The organism is Nocardia sp. (genome assembly GCF_025465275.1).
Taxonomy (GTDB): Bacteria; Actinomycetota; Actinomycetes; order Mycobacteriales; family Mycobacteriaceae; genus Nocardia.
In genome coordinates, this window is sequence record NZ_JAODNK010000188.1 from 1 (window position 1) to 15,593 (window position 15,593).

The following is a 15,593-nucleotide window of genomic DNA, read 5'->3' on the forward strand; positions in this document are numbered from 1 at the left end:
CGGCGATCTGCACCGGCATGATCTCCTTGGCCAGCCGCCCGGAATCCCTGGCCGCCTTGGCATTTCGTTGCGTCCGGAGCGCGAACGCGTCGATTTCCGCTCGGGTCAGCCCGTAGCGGTCGGCCACGTTCTGTGCTGTCTCGATCATTCCGATGTAAGCGTTGCGCGCCAGCAGCGCCGGACTATTTTGCCGCGACCCGCGCGTTGGTCGGCCGTCCACACTGGTTGGCCGACAGCGCTTCCCAACGCGCGCACATGCCGAATGTCGTGCATCGCCACCGAGCGGCCCGCACGCGCCACAAGTCGTAAAGCACGGTGGATCATCGCTTACCCATACGAAACGCGGCGGGGTGTCGCCGTGTGCTGTGTGCTCCACGTCGGCTACAGAACGCTCACGTACTTTCCGTAACGACCGTTGAGTGCGTCCTTTGCAGCGTCGGCGACGATCTGGCGGCTGTCTTGTGAGCATCGGCCGAGAAACGCACGTACACGGGGCCCTGACCAACCGGCCGCTGCGACCGCTGGCCAGTATGGCAAGTAGGCGTGGTTGCGATCGAGGAAGTGTGCCTCGGCGTAGTCGAGGACGTCATCGATCGCGCTGTCGGGCAGGCTCAGCCGCAGCATCGCGACCGCGCGCAGCGCGCCGTCAGCAAGGCGGACATCTTGTTGTTGTAGGCACCACAGAGCGGGAGCCGGGTCATTGTCGAACTCACGACCGAGACGGACAATGGCGTCGCCAAGGGCAACGTAGACTCCGGCGGAATGAGGCTGCAGCGCCGGTCTTTTCAATTGTTCGACGTCGCCGCGACCACCAGTCATCCCCAGCGCCATGACCAACTGGTATTGCGTTTCCCAGGTGCGCTCGTCCAGCACTTCACGTTCGAGCGCGGTGCGGACTTGGGCGGCTGTCGTCGGGTCTGCGAGCGCGCGTAGCCGTTTGGCCCCGCGTCGCCGCCGCGCTGAGAGCGAGTTTGTCAGTAGCGCCAAGGCTTCATCTCGCGCCAGCCTCATCCAGTTCTGCCTAACCATGTTTCGAGCTTGTCGATCCCCCGGATAGTTCCACACCTGACGAGGGGACGCGCTCCTCTTCCCCGGATGCATTCCAGACGGCCGCTGCCAGTGCCCGGCCGGGGACGTGCTTTCTTTGCGATCGTGCGGGCACATCCCGGATTGCCGCATGTCGCGCTGATCGAACCGGCCAGCGTGGGGCCGAAGACCGACGGGCCGAGAGTGTCCCGGCCCCGATCTGTCGATTGGGTGCATCGACACGGTCGCGGTCGGTAGCGCACGGGCCGACATCGTGGTGAGGTAGGCCTGTGGTACGCGAGAGTTCCGCTCACCCCACCAGTGGGGCAGGGCAACAGACGGTCAACGCATCGAAGGTGACGGATCCGAACGATCTCACCGAGCGCGAGTTCATCGCACTGTTCGCCCGGCGCAGCGGCATGTACATCGGCCGCCCCGACGTCCGCGGCGTCACCTGTTTCTTGAACGGCTACGACGCGGCCGCCCGCCGCGGCGGCAGACCGCTGCTGGACGGTTTCCACGAGTGGCTGATCGCCAACTACATAGGCCACCCGAACAGCCTCGTATGGGAGGCGCTGATCGAATTGATCGCTCTACCGGATCACGACCGCGCGGACGCTCGTACACCTGAGCAGGAAGCACGTGTGCTCGAGGTTCTGTTCGACCTGCTCGACAAGTTTCTGGCCGAGCGCGAGACCGCCGAGTAGATCCGCTGCAATGGACGCACCGAATGACCAACGGCTGCACGAGCTTTTCGAGCAGGACGCTTCGCTTCTGGAGATGTTGGACCACCTGTCGAGGCGCGAGGACATGCCTCTGACCGGGCATGCGGTACTTGTGGATCTTCCAGACGGATTTGGGTATCTCGTTTGTCGTGTCGAGGAAGATACTCGACTGCTTCGACCCCGCGATGCGACCGAGAATCGATGCAGCGGAGATCAATCAGCGTTGGCGCACAATCGTGCATGGACTCCCCGATAGGTCGCCACATCGGTAGTCGAATTGACTCAGTTCGATCGGCATCGAACGCACTGACATGCCGCATGTCGCGCTGTTCGGGACGGCCAGCGCGGTGCAGCGGAAGATCAACCCGCAGCATCTATCTGGCGCCCGGCCGAACGCATGCTACTGCCGACGAGCGCGCGGGATCGCCTGGGGAAGTCGGCCTGAGCGGTCAAAGTTGCTACGTAGGAAGCATTTACTGCCGTGAAGCGAGGTTTTTGACCGCTCAGGCCGACCAGCACCCGAAATCATCTCTTACACAAGCGAAACCACCCCGACCTGCAACCAGCGGTAGAGACCTTCGAGCGAACCTGTCGTTGTCAGTCGCCGATCGTCGGCGAACGCACGCTTCTGCCGAATATCGGACAGTTATCGAGCGGGCTAGGTAGTGGGGCGGTGGAGTCGGGTGATGGCCCGGGTGGCGAGGCTCGCGCCGCGCATCAGCCATTTGAACGCTGTGGTCGAGGGGCCCGGGAGGATTCCGGCCAGCTGTACGCCATCGAGTAGGTCGTAGAGCGTTTCGCCTTCGTACATCAGGTGTTCGGCGTTGAAGTGATAGCGGTCCACGGCGGTGCACTGGATGAACGCGCCGTTGCCCGGGATCGCGGCGGCGCCGGGCCCGTAGGGGTGCAGCTTCAGCGGCCCGACAAGATGGCCACTTCCGTAGTAGCGCACGACCATCCGAACCTCACCGGTGGGGGTCAGGTCGATGTAGCACTGTCCGGGTATCGGGTCGTAACGCCAATCGGGGATGGCATCGAAGAACGCGAAGTTGTAGGCCACGAATTCGTCGAGCCCGACCATGGTCGCGCCGAGTGTCGTCACATCCTTGTAGCGCAGATCGGTGGTGTAGAGCTCGTGGTTGTGGCTCATATCCCGGGTCTGCCAGCTCCACCAGTACTTTTTCGCCCAGTCGAGGGTCCAGGCGATATCGAGGCCGTGCCCGGCATAGAACTCGATCTTCTGCTCGTATTCGTCGAACCAGGTCTGCGTCATGGCGGTCAGTGCGGTCTCGTCGAGGACTTCGACCGGCTCGGCACGGTTGGTCAGCACTGTCGGGATCGGTTGCGCCAGGCGCGGTTGCCGCAGTGACTGTCGGAACTGTTCGTCGGTGAACATCACCTTCTCCATCCGGAAGCAGGTGCTTCCCAATTGAGATGGTTCTTGTAAAGTAGTGCCGTGTCAAGGAGATACAGCGGGCAAACGGCTGAGGATCGCACTGCCGACCGGCGGGCGCGTCTGATCGACTTCGGTGTCGAAGTGGTTGGCACGCAGGGTGTTTCCGCGCTGGGCGTGCGCTCGGTCTGCCGTGCGGCGGGACTGAGCCAGAAGTTCTTCTATGAGAGCTTCGCCGATACGGACGTGCTGCTGCACGCGGTGTACCGGGCGGCGCTGGCTCGACTGGAGGAAGCCGTCGCGCCCGCGGTGGCGTCCGGTGATCTGTACGCGGTGTTCGAGGCCGCTGCCCGCCTCATGGAGGCCGATCCGCGTATCTGCCGCATCCTGTTGGTCGAGCCGGTAGCGGACGCGCGCCTACGGGGCTATGTACGAGAGACCATTCCGGCTATCGCGACGGCCGCACTCGGCGATCGAATCGTCGGTTCACCCGACGATCCTGGTGTCCGCATGCGCTTTTCGGCACTCTTCGGTGCGATAATTTCACTGTTCGTCGAGTGGACGGAAGGGAGCCTCGGCACCGACCGCGACGCCTTCGCCACCCACCTGACAGCAGTCGTGACACAACTGATGAGCGGAGTAAGCTCCGACGGAACCGGACGCCCACAACAGCTTGCCCATCGCCGGTGATTCTTTCGCGCAGGTCGCAGTGCCAGAAGGCGGACAGTCCACCCTAGTTCTCGACCGCGGTTGGACCGATGTCGTCGATCGTGCGCGTCAGGCGTGACGCCACTTCGCTGTCGTCGTGAGCCGACAGGGCCTGGTTGACGATCAGCCAATCTTCTATGTCGTCACCGCGAACGTACTTCCGAAAACAGTTGTAGATCGCGTAGTAGGCGAACTCGGCCGGATCTGGCAAGGCGAGATCGTCGTCTTGCAGCGCGGTGATGGGCTCGAGGTATCGGCTGCCGATATCCGCGAGATCCACGCCGGCGCGGGCGGAGCGAAGGGCATCGGCCGGAAGCTCCACATCCACGTGGTGCCGCATCCCGACAACCGAGTCGCGATAGCGAAGCGGGGCGCGCTCGCCCCGGATATAGCCGATCCAGGTCGGCAGGGCATCCTCGCACAGCGATAGATGAACCTGTCGTCGGCGATCAGCTCCCAGTTGGAAGAACAGTTCCCTCGGCGTCATGAGCGATTCTAACGAAACGTCAGGACTCGGCCGACAACGTGCGTGCCGTGGCCAACAAGCACACTCATCCTCCGCCTGAACCCGCGGGATCCCACACCGACGTCACCCCAGCGGTATTCAGCGGATATCCCTGCTGAAAGCGCCGGAGTGACGGGTGCTTCGTGGACTACGCCCCCGGCAGCAGCGTGGTGTGCTCGGAAACGACTGCGTCCAGCTTGGCCGGGTCGAGGCCGAGACGGTGCAGGATGGTCGGCGCGATTTGGGTCAGCGCCACCTCGCCCTTCTCGTCGTGCTTGCCGATGCCATTGCCCACCACCACGAGTGGGACGTGGCGATCGTCCGGGGTCATGCCGCCGTGCTCGGCGATCTTGGACTTGCCGCCGGTGTAGACCGTGCCGGGTGCGACGCCCGCGTACACGTCGGGGACGCGGGGGTCGTCGAAGCTCACGCCGAAGAAGGCCGCCGCGTCGGCGCCCACGTACAACTTGTCCTTGTCGACGCCGGATGCGGTGAACGGCTTGGGGTTTCCGGCGATATCGGTGCCGACACCGTTGGTGGCGAGCAGCTTCTGCTTCACGAACGCGGCCGCGGCGGCCGAGCGGTCCGACATCCACATGAGCAGGGCGGAGTCGTTCACCGAATGCGCGATCAGCTTCGGCGTCCCGGGATGGGTTGCGGCCCATTCGGTATCGATCGAATCGATGATCTTCGCGTCGTCGACGCGGGTCAGACTGTCCGCCTTGATCGGTGCCTGGCCATGCTTTGCGGTCAGCACGATCGTGGTCTTGTCGCGCAACCCTGCCTGATCCAGTGCCGTCACCATGCGGCCCAACTGCTGGTCGACGAAATCGAGTGCGCCGCTGAGGAGTTCGCCGGGCTTGCCGTCGGCCTGATAGCCCTTCGACTCGGGTAGCTTCTGCGCCGTGGAGACGGTCTGGAAGTTCATCCCGAACAGCGCCGGCACGCCGGCATCGTGAGCACCCGAATGATCCTTGCCCGCAATCTCGTTCACCACGCTGTCCACCTTGTAGGTGTCGTAGCGGCGGGTGAGATCGTTCTTCTGGGCCCAGGTCTTGTCGTCCGGATTGTCGGTGGCGCTGCTGTCGATCTCGGGAGTGAACAGGTCGTCGATCGACTTGCCGCCGCGACCGTTGGCGATCTGGTACGCCGGATGCTTGTCCGACCACGCCGTCCGGTCACCGGCCGCGTGCAGCACCGAGAAGACCGTGTTCACCTTCAGATATTCGGCGGGTGAGATCGGCTTGCAGCTCGCCGGGTCCACCGGCAGCTTGGCCGGATCCAGGACCGTGCTCGGGTCATCGGTCATCTTGCCGATGCCGTCGGGCAGTCCGGCCAGTCCCTGACCGCCGTCGATCCGGTGCGAATTCTTGTCCGCGTCTTCGGTCAACGCGACCTGCGCACCCTTGGCGGCGTGCGCGCAGTCGGTGGTACCGGCAGGCAGCAGATCCCGTGCCCACGAGTCGTCGTAGTACACGCCGGTGGTCTTCGGGTTGCCACCGGTCAGCATTGCCATCAGCCCGGGGAAGGAATCCGAGGGAATCGGGGTCTGCGCATCGGTGTAGTGCACCCCCCGCCCGACCATTTTCGCCAGCGTCGAATCCGGATGCGCCGCCAGGTAGTTCGTCAGATCCGACTCGTGCATCCCATCGACCGACAGCAACAGCACGTGCTCGTCATGCCCACTGGAATCCCCGCTGCTACTGGAGCACCCGCCAGCGATCAACCCCACCGCGGTACATGCACTCAACACCGCCACACCAGCTCTGACCTTGATCACCCAAACTCCATTCGCCACAGCCCGGCAACAGCCGGACCGAATTCGACGAAAGCTAACTGCCGATCATGACCGCAACCTTGCGCAGCGGTGATGGTTACCCGAACACTGGGGTCGAGCAGGCAGCCGGGTGGTCGACTTCGTCCGCGGGCGATCTGCGGCAGCCTTCGGACGAATTGGTATTGCATTCCGGCAGTATCGACCGACCAGTCGGTGCACAGTGGTCGGATGGATATTGGTATCGCATTGCCCACCATGTGCCGGGGCTATGATCGGCGCTCGACCGTGGATTGGTGCGTGCAAGCCGAACAGGGCCCGTTCTCCAGTATTTCGTGCGGCGAGCGGATGACCTTCCACAATCCGGAGATGTGGACGACGCTGGCGGCGGCCGCTGCGCTCACCGAGCGAGTCCGGATTATTGCCAATGTCGCTGTGCTGCCCGCGCATCCGCCTGCCCTGGTGGCAAAACAAGCCGCGACAATCGACGTACTGTCGGACGGGCGATTGACGGTGGGAGTCGGTGTCGGCGCCCGTCCTGATGACTACCGCAGTCTCGCAGCGGATTTCGGGTATCGCCATGACCGCCTGGAGCGCGGTGTCGCCGAACTGCGCGCGCTCTGGTCCGGTACCCCGCCCACCCTGGGCGGCGATCCCATCGGCCCGCCCTGTGTGCAAGCGGGTGGCCCACCGGTGCTGGCCGGCGTGCTCGGACCGAAATCGCTCGCACGCGCGGCCCGCTGGGCCGACGGTGTGGTCGCCTTCAGTCTCAGCGGCGTGCCCGCGGAGATCGCCTGGGCAGCTGATTCAGCCCGGAAGGCGTGGGCCACCGCCGCCCGAGATGTCGCGCCCCGCTTGGTGAGTGGATGCTTCTACGTGCTCGGCGTACCCGACCCTGCCGCAGTGCTGCGCGGGTTCACCGCCGACTATCTGGGCTTCTTCGGGCCAGATACCGCCGATGCCACGGCCGCGGCGATGACCACCTTCGATGCCGCCGCAATACACGGTGCACTCGACGGCGCGGAAGCCGCCGGTCTCGACGAATTCATCCTGGTCCCCGGCTCCACCGACTTGGCAGTGCTGGACGCGACGATCAAACTGGTCGAATCACGCTGAACCACAAGGATTTCGCTGGATGATCAGTGCGGTTCGATAATCCGCTTGGTCTCGGCGTTGATGGCCTCGCGCAGCTCCGATTCGGAGAGCTCCTGTAACCCGGTGGCCGAGCGCAGGAACGGCTCGAACAGCCGCCAGCCCATTTCCAGCGCAACGGTATTCGCGACGGCCAACCGGGCCGCACGGTCGTTGTCGTGGCGCTCCTTGACCTGGTCCACCAGGCTGGACATGGTCGGGAAGCGCTGCTGCAACTTACCGACCTCGTAGCCGTCGAGGATGGCGCGGGCGAGCACCTTCCACTGTCGCTCGACCTGCGCCTCCAGCACCTCGCGGTCGGCCTTGGTCTCGATGAGCTCGGCGGAATGTGCGCCGAGATAGTCCAGCACGGCGGCGACGAGCTGATCCTTGGCTCCGAAGTGCCGGAAGATCAGGCCGTGATTGACGCCGGAGCGGGTCGCGATATCGCGAATCGAGGTGGCCGCCGGGCCGCGTTCGGCAAAGAGGTCGGCGGCATGGGTGAGTACCGCTGCGACCACTTCCGTGCGGCCCATCGGGACGTCGGCATCATCCTGAGAGTCTGCTGTAGACGATTGACTACGTGTAGTCATCTGACTACGTTAACACTCGGGTGTTGTAGTCATTCGACTACGGTTTGCACGAGGAGATGGTTATGACGCAGGCGACCACGAAGAACTCCGATATCCGCACCGGCGCGAATCAGCCGATGCGCCTGGACGGTTACCCGCTGATCGTGGGCCCGTTCACCCATGTGGCCGCCGAACGCGATCGGCTCTCCGCGCTGCACTGGCAGCATTTCGACGCCGAGCAACTGGGTTCGAGCATCGGCGCGGAAATCAGCGGTGTGGACCTCACCGCCGAATTGCCCGACGAGGTGGTCGCCGACATCCGGCAGGCGCTGCACGAATACAAGGTCATATTCTTCCGCGATCAGCCGATGACGCCCGCGCAGCACGTCGCCTTCGCAAAGCGGTTCGGCGAGCTCGAGATTCACCCGTTCATTCCGTCCAGCACCACCGAGCCCGAGCTCGTCCGCTTCGAAAAGAGCGCTGAGGTAGCCGGATTCGAGAACTCCTGGCATCACGATGTGACCTGGCGCGCGCAGCCGTCCATGGGTGCGGTGCTGCACGGCGTCTCGATCCCGCCGCTGGGTGGCGACACCCTCTTCTCGGATATGTACGCCGCCTACGAATCCCTGGACGACGAAACCAAGGCCCTGATCGAGAATCTCGACGCGGTGCACGATTACACCCAGGCTTTCGGCCGCTTCGTGCCCGAGGAGCAGCGCGCGCAGATGCGGGAGCGCTTTCCGGCGGTCAACCATCCGGTGGTCTGCACACATGCCGCCACCGGCCGCCGGCACCTCTATGTCAATCGGATCTTCGTCTCGCACATCGACGGTATGGATCTGGACGAGAGCCGCGCGCTGATCGACCGGCTGTGCCGCCAGGCCGACGCGCCCGAACACCAGTGCCGCTTCCAGTGGGAGCCCGATTCGGTTGCCTTCTGGGACAACCGGGCGGTCCAGCACTACGCCGCCAGCGACTACTGGCCCGCGATCCGCATTATGGAGCGGGCGTCCATTATCGGACCGCGACCGGCGCGCTGAGCGCGCGCCGAACACAGCGGACCTACGCGCCGACCAGGTTCCCGCGCAGAATGCCCTCGGAGGTGTTCGCAGGCCATTCCAGGCCCGCGTCGAGCTTGGTCAGCGTCTCCGCCGTCGGCTCCTCGATCAGGCAGCGCTCGATCTGGCTGACCGTACCGGCCGCCGGTCCGCCCTGCTTGGCGACATCGCCCTGTGTCCAGCTCTTTTCGCGACGGCGCTCCTTCACCTTGTCCGCCAGCGCCTTGATATCCGGCGCACCCGCAGTCGCCGCGCTCGCCTGGACCGGGGCGGCTTTCGGCGCGGCCTTGGGCGCGCTCGCCTCGGCGGGCTTCGCCGCGCTCACCTCGGCCGACTTGGCCGCGCGTGCTTCGGACTTCTTCTTCACCGGCGCCTCGGCCGGTCGTGTGCCCGCACCGGACAGGAACGCCTGCGTGGTCATTCGTGACCGCTTCCGCCTACCCATCTTCGCCATATCAACCCTCCCAGGTCTGTCGCTGCCCGCTGTAGCGCGAGCTTGGGGAAGACTGCCACGCCCGCACGGCCGCCCCGGGCAGGAGCGGAAAGCTCGGCGTGCCGCGGAGCGATCGTGTAGCAACCCGGAGCGGGCGCGGGCGGGCGATATGGCAGCTACCGCTCAGTTCCCCCGGTCGGAGGTGCGATTGACGTAGACCCCGATCAGTATTCGGCGGATGTCGTTAATGCCCTGGCAGATCCTGCGACTCAGCGGTTGACGTAGTCGCGCAGGGTGAGTGGGGGACGGCCGGTGTACTGCTCGATGGATTCGGTGACCCGGAACAGTTCGTGACCGGAACCTATGGCGGCGAACATGGTCCAGAGCTGGGTGAGGTGTTCGACGGCGACCTCGTCCTGATAGATCGACATGGCGGATTCGGCCCATTGCTCGGGGTCGACATCGACGTACGGGACGCCGAAGGCTGCGGCTGCCTCGCCGGTGGTGAGGATTTGACCGGCCAGCCACAGCACCGGATCGACCGGGTCTTCGGTGCGCAGCACGCCGGTGGCCACGCCGGAGACATCGTCGGCCGCGATCAGCGGCAGCACGGTATCGGGGGAGCCGAGTGGCAGGGCGAGTTCGCCGCGATCTCCGATGGCCACGCGCAGGTTTTCGAAGAAGACCGCGGCGCGCAGATGCACGGCGCCGATTTCCGCACGATCGAGCACCTGTTCGGCCACCCAGTGCCGGCGCATATGCGGGGTGCCCGCATTGTGTGCCGAACCGAGCTGGGAGACCGCGACCACCCGCTCCACGCCGTTCGCACGCGCCGCGGCAGCGAAAACCGCGGTGGCATCGAGCATTCCGGCAGTGACCGGGTAGGTGAAATAGGCGCGCCGCACACCCTCCAGAGCCGGCAGGACCGAGGTGATCTCGCGCAGATCACCGACGACGATCTCCGCCCCGAGGTCCTTCAGCTCGGCGACCCGGGCATCGTCGCGGTGCACGAACGCGCGCACCGGAAGACCCGCGCGGACCAGCGCTTCGGCGACGGTCCGGCCGGTGCCGCCCTGACTGCCACCGGCCGCGCCGGTGACGAGGATCGGTTCCGTTCCCATGCTGCTCACTTTTGCTCCGGCAGTTCGAGGGTGAAGATGCCGCGGTCGGCGAGAGTGGTCAGGAATTCCGTCGAGTCGAAAGCCTCGCCGGCACTTGCCACTCCGCTCTTGGCCGCGCCCTCGGTGAGCCGGACGGCGGCCTCGACCGAGGCCGCTGCGGCGGCCAGCCACAGATCGCGGCCGCGCAGATTCCCGGCGGCCGCTCCGTGCGCACCGAGAACCTGTGCGGTAATGGTGAATTCACTGGCGGCCCGCTCGTCGGCGGCGACGTTCTCACTGCTGAACGCCTGCTCCTCCTCGAAGGTGCGGGCGGTGAGCTGGGCCTCCACCGCCTTGGTCCGCACATGCCGGGGCACGGTGACCGTTTCCGGGAACGGCACCGGGGCGATCATGGCACGCGGTCCGACCGGCGGCGGGAAGGCGAAGATCGCATTGCGCGGTTCCACGAACCCGTACCGCGGTGCGCCGTCCTCGAATCCGATGCGGTCGGTATCGGCGAACAGCAGCCGGGCCGTCTCCACCGCCCCATGCGTCATCTTCCAGTTGTGCACCGCGTAGGCCACGGTGACGCGGTCGATATCGGAGATATCCCGTGCGACCGCGCCCGCCAGCAGATCACCCAGCCCGCCATAGAAACTCACGCTGGGCAGCATGGTGATTCCGGCCCGCTGCGCTCGCTCGGGGAACGTATCGAAGAGCTGCTTCACAAAGTGCACTTCGACGGAGTGATCAACATAGTGACAACCCCCTTCGACCGCGGCGGTGGCGACCGGTAACCCGGTGGTGCCAAAGGGCCCCGCACAATGAATGATCACATCGGCGGCCTCGGCGAGCGCCCGCAGCGCCCCGGGATCATCCAATGGCGCAGCCATAACGCGGGCCTGACCCAGTTCGGCGAGGGCAATCGGATCCCGCCCGGACACGATGACATCTTTTCCACGAGCAAGCAGTTCGGCGGTGACCAAGCGGCCGGTATGGCCGGTGGCCCCGTAAATCGCAAAAACAGCCATGAAGATCAACTCTTTACGTTGATAGGCAAAGGCAAAACTTGCCGGTCCAGCGTAAGTCTCCCCACCGACAGGTTTTGATGACCTGCTGACCGCAACTATTCAGCGAATCACGCTCGGCCGCACCACTCCTCGCTGGCAATGAGCGCGCTAAGGCTGTAGCCGGACCGGTAGTGCGGTGAGGCCGTGGATTACGGGATTCGCATACCAGCGCAGCTGGGAGTCGTCGACGGCCAGCTGGAGATGCGGGAAGCGCTGGAGCAGAGTGGTGAAGGCGATTCTGCCTTCCAAGCGGGCCAGGGGAGCGCCTACGCAGAAGTGGATGCCGTGGCCGAAGGCAAGATGGCCGGCGCGGTCGGCGGCGGGGTCCAGATCATCCGGGTCGGGGTAGTGGCGGGGGTCGCGATTGCCGGCGGCCAGACTGATGTAGACGACCTCTCCGGCCGGAATGATGGTGTCGCCCACCGTGATCGGCTCGGCGGTGAAGCGGGGCGTCGCCATATCGACGGGGCCGTTGAAGCGCAGGAATTCTTCGATTGCTCCGGGGATCAGATCGGGATCGGCGCGGAGTCGATCCAGCCAGTCGCGGTTGTGGAGCAGGGCGAGTGTGCCGTTGCCGATCAGGTTGACCGTGGTTTCGTGGCCGGCGACCAAGAGCAGCAGGGCCATTCCCACGGTCTCCTGCTCGCTCAGCTGCGCATCGTCATCGGTGAGGAGCGTGGACAGCAGGTCGTCGCCGGGATGTGCGCGTTTGTCCTGCAGCATGTTTCGCAGGAATTGCGATATCTCGGCGTAGGCCCGGGCCGGATCGCTGCCGCGATCCGGGGTCCCGACAAGCGTCCGGCTCCAGGCGCGGAGGGTGTCGCGGTCCTGGATGGATACGTCCAGCAGATGGCTGATCACCGTCACCGGTAGCGGGACCGCGAAGGCCTCCAGCAGATCGACCTGATCGCGTCCGGCCACGGCGCCCAGCAGTTCGTTCGCGGTCTGCTCGATGATCGGCCGCAACTGCGCCACCCGCCGCGGCGTGAACGCCTTACCGACCGCCTTGCGGAGCCGCGTGTGGTCGGGCGGATCGGCATTGAGCATATGCCGCAGCACCGTATCCGGCCGTGGATTGCGCCGTGCCCCAGGGCGTTTGCGTGCCAGCACGGTATCGAACCGGCTGATGTCCTTGCACAGTCGTGGATCGGCCAGTGCCGCGCGGCCCTCGTCGTACCCGAGGATCAGCCAGCGGTCGAGGCCGTCACCGAAATCCACGCGGTGCACCGGCCCCTGCTCCCGCCAGCGGCGGTAGAACCGGTGCGGATCGGCGAAGAACCAGGCATCGAGCAGCTCGCTCACACTTCGACGCTACGGCAATTCAGCGCCGCGCGAACCCGCGTTCGCGGATGCGATTGAGCGTGAGATGCCAGAAAACGGTGGCGACATCAATCGGAATTCGCGGCTTGGCAACCAGTTTCGTCATCTCCAGGCGCGTCTTGCGGAGCAGTTCGGCAGGTGCCTTGTCCGGATGCCCGGTATCGAACGGTGGCTGCGGATCGTATTCGATGCCCAGTTGCACCATCTGCGCGGCTTCCGTACCGGCGATTTCGCCGACCAGCCACAACCCCAGATCGATTCCGGCGGAAACCCCTGCGGCGGTGACGATCTTGCCACTGCGCACGATCCGCTCGTGCGGCCGCGATTCCGCGCCGAAGGCGGCCAGCATCGGCTGGGCCGACCAGTGCGAGGTCGCTGGGTGGCCGCGCAGGATGTCGGCCGCCGCCAAGATCAGGGAGCCGGTGCACACCGAGGTGGTCCACTGCGTCTTCGGATGCACGCTGCGCAGCCAATCGATGAGCTCCCGATTGGCCATGGCCTCGGTGGTCGCCGTACCCGAGCCGCCCACCAGCACCAGATCGGGTGCGGGTGTCTCCGTGAAAGTGTGCGTCGCGCCCAGGACCAGGACACCGCTGTCGGACACGATCGGCCCGACTTCATTGGATACGAACCGCAATTCGCTGTCGGGCAGCGAGCGCAGCACCTCGTAGGGACCGATCGCATCCAGGACGGTCATTCCCGGGTACAGCACAATGGCGATCTGGAAGGTCATGGTGCACTCTCTCTTTCAAAAACGGGTGAAGCGTGCGCGATACTCACCGGGCGGTATGCCCAAGTGGCGGTGGAAGATTCGATAGAGGGTCTCCGGGCTGCCCAGCCCGACGGCGGTGGCCACCCGATCCATGGGTTGATCGGTGGTTTCCAGCAGTCGCCGGGCCGCGCCGATCCGTACCTGTTCGACGTAGCGGGCCGGGGTGGTTCCGGTCTCGCTCACGAATACCCGGGAGAAATGCCGGGTGCTCATCCCGACGTGCGCCGCCAGTCCCGCGAGGGACAGATCGGCGCTGAGATGGTCCTCCATCCAGACCTGCAGCGTGCGAAGCGAATTCCGCTTCGGCGGATTCGAGGCGAGCGGCGCGCTGAACTGACTCTGCCCACCGGGCCGGTGCAGATACACGACCAGCCACCGCGCCACCTCCCGGGCCAGATCCGGCCCGTGATCGGCGGCCACGATGGCGAGGGCGAGATCGATTCCGGCGGTCACGCCCGCCGACGTCCAGATAGGCCCGTCGCGCACATAGATCCGATCCGGCTCCGTCGTCACCGCCGGAAACTGCTCGGCCAGTCGTTCCCCGCCGGCCCAGTGCGTCGTCGCCCGGCGACCATCGAGCAGTCCCGCGTGCGCCAGCAGAAAGGTGCCGGTACACACCGACCCGACACGCTCGGCGCAGGTTGCCGCCTGCCGAATGCCCGCCACCAGCTCGAGGTCGGCGCTCGCGGACCAGAAGGTCAACCCTCCCGCCACGAGCAGAGTGTCCACCGGCTGCGTCCACTCACCGACCGCGTGCTCGGCCGTGACCGCCACCCCACTCGAGGTTCGCACCGGCCCGGCCCGCGTCGCCGCGACCTCCACCTGATACCCCGGCGTCGCCCCCAGGGCCGCGGCCGTACTGAACACATCGGCGGGCCCGGCGAGATCCAGCAACTGGAACCCGTCGTAGACGACCATCAGCACCACCCGCATGCCTACAGCCTGAGACCCCTGCCCGATGGCGTCAATGACACAACCCTTGCAATTCGAGCCATTCGGATACCGGCCGGTCCGCGTCGCCGTCATGCGGCTTGATAGAAATGCCGGGTGGCCCGACACCTCTTCCTCTGCCCGCTGCGCTGGTCCGATATGGACGCGGACGGCCATGTGCACAATGCCGTCCACCTCCGCTACCTGGAGGAAACCCGTATCGATCTGTTCCGCTCGCGGGGGTTCCGCGGGGCGAGTGTGGTCGCGCAGATGGATATCGACTATCTGACGCCGCTGCGGTATCGGGCCCAGCCGGTGCGGGTGGAGACCTGGGTGAGCAAGGTGGGTAAGTCTTCCTTCACGCTGGTGCAGGAGATCCGGGACGAGGATGCGCTCTATTCGACCGCCACCTGCACCATGGTCGCCTTCGATCGTGAAGCGCAGCGCTCGCGCCCGCTGCAGGACAGCGAACGCCACATGCTCGAGGAGTTGAGTGCCTGATGCACACCTATGCCATCCAACTGCGCCGTACCGATATGGATGCCTTTCAGCACCTCAACAATGTGGTGTTCGCGCAGTACCTGGACGAGGCGCGGTCCGATCTGCTCGCCCGGCACGAATCGGCGGCGGGGTCCTGGCGTGTGGTGGTCGCGGGACAGCGGCTCAGCTACCGCACTCCGCTGACCTTTCGCACCGACCCGGTCACCGTGACCACGGCGGTGGAGCGCATCGGGAACAGTTCCTTCACCCTGGTGCACGAGATTCGTGACGCCGAATCCCTGTATCTCACAGCGACTTCCACGCTGGTGGCAGTGTCCGACAGTGCTCCTCGCCCACTGGACGCGGCCGAGCGCGACTATCTGACGACCTTGATTTCGCCGCAGAACTGAGGCCTCGACGCGCGGCCGCCGCAGGCCGAACACGCATATGATGGATGTACCGCCTGGTCAGCGTTATAAGGGGTACATCATGGCCAAGATGACCGTCGACGAGTTGCTGGACGTCTTCAAAGGCATGACGCTGCTGGAGCTTTCGGGGTTCGTCAAGGCATTCGAAGAACAGTTCGGCGTCACCGC

At 65.3% G+C, this 15,593-nt stretch carries 17 protein-coding genes and 2 pseudogenes; 7 read left to right on the top strand and 12 right to left on the bottom strand.

From position 1 onward, the window contains the following. Positions 1-469 (bottom strand): annotated as a pseudogene (locus JWN03_RS45650) (hypothetical protein); the annotation flags it as partial. Beyond that, entirely contained in the window at positions 382-1,029 is a 648-nt protein-coding gene (locus tag JWN03_RS38655; protein ID WP_297626179.1) for a hypothetical protein, read from the bottom strand. The gene JWN03_RS38655 and the pseudogene JWN03_RS45650, both read right to left, overlap by 88 nt. Before the next feature lie 353 nt (positions 1,030-1,382). Here JWN03_RS38655 and JWN03_RS38660 point away from each other — a divergent pair, with 353 nt between their 5' ends. Then, entirely contained in the window at positions 1,383-1,733 is a 351-nt protein-coding gene (locus JWN03_RS38660) for a hypothetical protein (RefSeq protein ID WP_297626181.1), read from the top strand. A gap of 676 nt (positions 1,734-2,409) precedes the next feature. On the opposite strand, the gene JWN03_RS38665 is transcribed toward JWN03_RS38660, so the two are convergent. Continuing rightward, positions 2,410-3,147, bottom strand: coding sequence for a nuclear transport factor 2 family protein (locus tag JWN03_RS38665; protein ID WP_297626184.1), 738 nt, complete (start codon positions 3,145-3,147; stop codon positions 2,410-2,412). Between the two features lie 60 nt (positions 3,148-3,207). On the opposite strand from JWN03_RS38665, the gene JWN03_RS38670 reads away from it, so the two are divergent. After that, positions 3,208-3,834, top strand: coding sequence for a TetR/AcrR family transcriptional regulator (locus tag JWN03_RS38670; RefSeq protein WP_297626187.1), 627 nt, complete (start codon positions 3,208-3,210; stop codon positions 3,832-3,834). Positions 3,835-3,877: 43 nt separating this feature from the next. Here JWN03_RS38670 and JWN03_RS38675 read toward each other — a convergent pair whose 3' ends face one another. Continuing rightward, positions 3,878-4,339 (bottom strand): hypothetical protein, encoded by a 462-nt coding sequence (locus tag JWN03_RS38675; RefSeq protein ID WP_297626190.1) that lies wholly within the window; start codon positions 4,337-4,339, stop codon positions 3,878-3,880. Positions 4,340-4,505: 166 nt separating this feature from the next. Then, complete coding sequence (locus JWN03_RS38680; RefSeq protein WP_297626193.1) at positions 4,506-6,137, bottom strand: alkaline phosphatase family protein; 1,632 nt, start codon at positions 6,135-6,137, stop codon at positions 4,506-4,508. A 225-nt stretch (positions 6,138-6,362) separates the two neighbouring features. On the opposite strand from JWN03_RS38680, the gene JWN03_RS38685 reads away from it, so the two are divergent. Continuing rightward, on the top strand, positions 6,363-7,247 hold the full coding sequence (locus tag JWN03_RS38685; protein ID WP_297626196.1) for an LLM class flavin-dependent oxidoreductase: 885 nt from the start codon (positions 6,363-6,365) through the stop codon (positions 7,245-7,247). Positions 7,248-7,270: 23 nt separating this feature from the next. On the opposite strand, the gene JWN03_RS38690 is transcribed toward JWN03_RS38685, so the two are convergent. Further along, the gene (locus tag JWN03_RS38690; RefSeq protein ID WP_297626198.1) at positions 7,271-7,855 is read right to left on the bottom strand and encodes a TetR/AcrR family transcriptional regulator; all 585 of its coding nucleotides are present in this window, start codon (positions 7,853-7,855) and stop codon (positions 7,271-7,273) included. A gap of 62 nt (positions 7,856-7,917) precedes the next feature. Here JWN03_RS38690 and JWN03_RS38695 point away from each other — a divergent pair, with 62 nt between their 5' ends. Further along, the gene (locus JWN03_RS38695) at positions 7,918-8,874 is read left to right on the top strand and encodes a TauD/TfdA dioxygenase family protein (RefSeq protein ID WP_297626201.1); all 957 of its coding nucleotides are present in this window, start codon (positions 7,918-7,920) and stop codon (positions 8,872-8,874) included. 22 nt (positions 8,875-8,896) lie between these two features. Here JWN03_RS38695 and JWN03_RS38700 read toward each other — a convergent pair whose 3' ends face one another. From JWN03_RS38700 to JWN03_RS38725, 6 genes are all read right to left on the bottom strand, one after another. Further along, positions 8,897-9,313 carry a helix-turn-helix domain-containing protein gene (locus tag JWN03_RS38700; protein ID WP_297626204.1) on the bottom strand — a complete coding sequence of 139 codons (417 nt, stop codon included), beginning with the start codon at positions 9,311-9,313 and terminating at the stop codon, positions 8,897-8,899. 281 nt (positions 9,314-9,594) lie between these two features. Beyond that, positions 9,595-10,446, bottom strand: a complete 852-nt coding sequence (locus tag JWN03_RS38705) for an NAD(P)H-binding protein (protein WP_297626207.1) — start codon at positions 10,444-10,446, stop codon at positions 9,595-9,597. Positions 10,447-10,451: 5 nt separating this feature from the next. Beyond that, the gene (locus JWN03_RS38710; protein WP_297626210.1) at positions 10,452-11,456 is read right to left on the bottom strand and encodes a saccharopine dehydrogenase NADP-binding domain-containing protein; all 1,005 of its coding nucleotides are present in this window, start codon (positions 11,454-11,456) and stop codon (positions 10,452-10,454) included. A 147-nt stretch (positions 11,457-11,603) separates the two neighbouring features. Beyond that, positions 11,604-12,797: a cytochrome P450 family protein gene (locus JWN03_RS38715; RefSeq protein ID WP_297626213.1), complete on the bottom strand. Its 1,194-nt coding sequence runs from the start codon at positions 12,795-12,797 to the stop codon at positions 11,604-11,606. A 19-nt stretch (positions 12,798-12,816) separates the two neighbouring features. Continuing rightward, positions 12,817-13,548, bottom strand: coding sequence for a DJ-1/PfpI family protein (locus JWN03_RS38720; RefSeq protein WP_297626216.1), 732 nt, complete (start codon positions 13,546-13,548; stop codon positions 12,817-12,819). A gap of 15 nt (positions 13,549-13,563) precedes the next feature. Beyond that, entirely contained in the window at positions 13,564-14,520 is a 957-nt protein-coding gene (locus JWN03_RS38725) for a GlxA family transcriptional regulator (RefSeq protein WP_297626219.1), read from the bottom strand. 114 nt (positions 14,521-14,634) lie between these two features. Between JWN03_RS38725 and JWN03_RS38730 the strand changes: the two genes are divergently transcribed. The 3 genes and pseudogenes from JWN03_RS38730 to JWN03_RS38740 form a co-directional block, all read left to right on the top strand. Next, positions 14,635-15,018 carry an acyl-CoA thioesterase gene (locus JWN03_RS38730; RefSeq protein ID WP_297626221.1) on the top strand — a complete coding sequence of 128 codons (384 nt, stop codon included), beginning with the start codon at positions 14,635-14,637 and terminating at the stop codon, positions 15,016-15,018. Further along, positions 15,018-15,407 carry an acyl-CoA thioesterase gene (locus JWN03_RS38735; protein ID WP_297626224.1) on the top strand — a complete coding sequence of 130 codons (390 nt, stop codon included), beginning with the start codon at positions 15,018-15,020 and terminating at the stop codon, positions 15,405-15,407. Before JWN03_RS38730 ends, JWN03_RS38735 begins: the two co-directional genes overlap by 1 nt. A 79-nt stretch (positions 15,408-15,486) precedes the next feature. Continuing rightward, positions 15,487-15,593: pseudogene (locus JWN03_RS38740) on the top strand (50S ribosomal protein L7/L12); the annotation flags it as partial.

What these genes read in the sequence shown, in the direction of transcription:
- JWN03_RS38655 (WP_297626179.1), bottom strand. Translation starts at nt 1,029, where the DNA reads ATGGTTAGGCAGAACTGGATGAGGCTGGCGCGAGATGAAGCCTTGGCG.
- JWN03_RS38665 (WP_297626184.1), bottom strand. Translation starts at nt 3,147, where the DNA reads ATGTTCACCGACGAACAGTTCCGACAGTCACTGCGGCAACCGCGCCTG.
- JWN03_RS38675 (WP_297626190.1), bottom strand. Translation starts at nt 4,339, where the DNA reads ATGACGCCGAGGGAACTGTTCTTCCAACTGGGAGCTGATCGCCGACGA.
- JWN03_RS38685 (WP_297626196.1), top strand. Translation starts at nt 6,363, where the DNA reads ATGGATATTGGTATCGCATTGCCCACCATGTGCCGGGGCTATGATCGG.
- JWN03_RS38690 (WP_297626198.1), bottom strand. Translation starts at nt 7,855, where the DNA reads ATGACTACACGTAGTCAATCGTCTACAGCAGACTCTCAGGATGATGCC.
- JWN03_RS38695 (WP_297626201.1), top strand. Translation starts at nt 7,918, where the DNA reads ATGACGCAGGCGACCACGAAGAACTCCGATATCCGCACCGGCGCGAAT.
- JWN03_RS38700 (WP_297626204.1), bottom strand. Translation starts at nt 9,313, where the DNA reads ATGACCACGCAGGCGTTCCTGTCCGGTGCGGGCACACGACCGGCCGAG.
- JWN03_RS38705 (WP_297626207.1), bottom strand. Translation starts at nt 10,446, where the DNA reads ATGGGAACGGAACCGATCCTCGTCACCGGCGCGGCCGGTGGCAGTCAG.
- JWN03_RS38710 (WP_297626210.1), bottom strand. Translation starts at nt 11,456, where the DNA reads ATGGCTGTTTTTGCGATTTACGGGGCCACCGGCCATACCGGCCGCTTG.
- JWN03_RS38720 (WP_297626216.1), bottom strand. Translation starts at nt 13,548, where the DNA reads ATGACCTTCCAGATCGCCATTGTGCTGTACCCGGGAATGACCGTCCTG.
- JWN03_RS38725 (WP_297626219.1), bottom strand. Translation starts at nt 14,520, where the DNA reads ATGCGGGTGGTGCTGATGGTCGTCTACGACGGGTTCCAGTTGCTGGAT.
- JWN03_RS38735 (WP_297626224.1), top strand. Translation starts at nt 15,018, where the DNA reads ATGCACACCTATGCCATCCAACTGCGCCGTACCGATATGGATGCCTTT.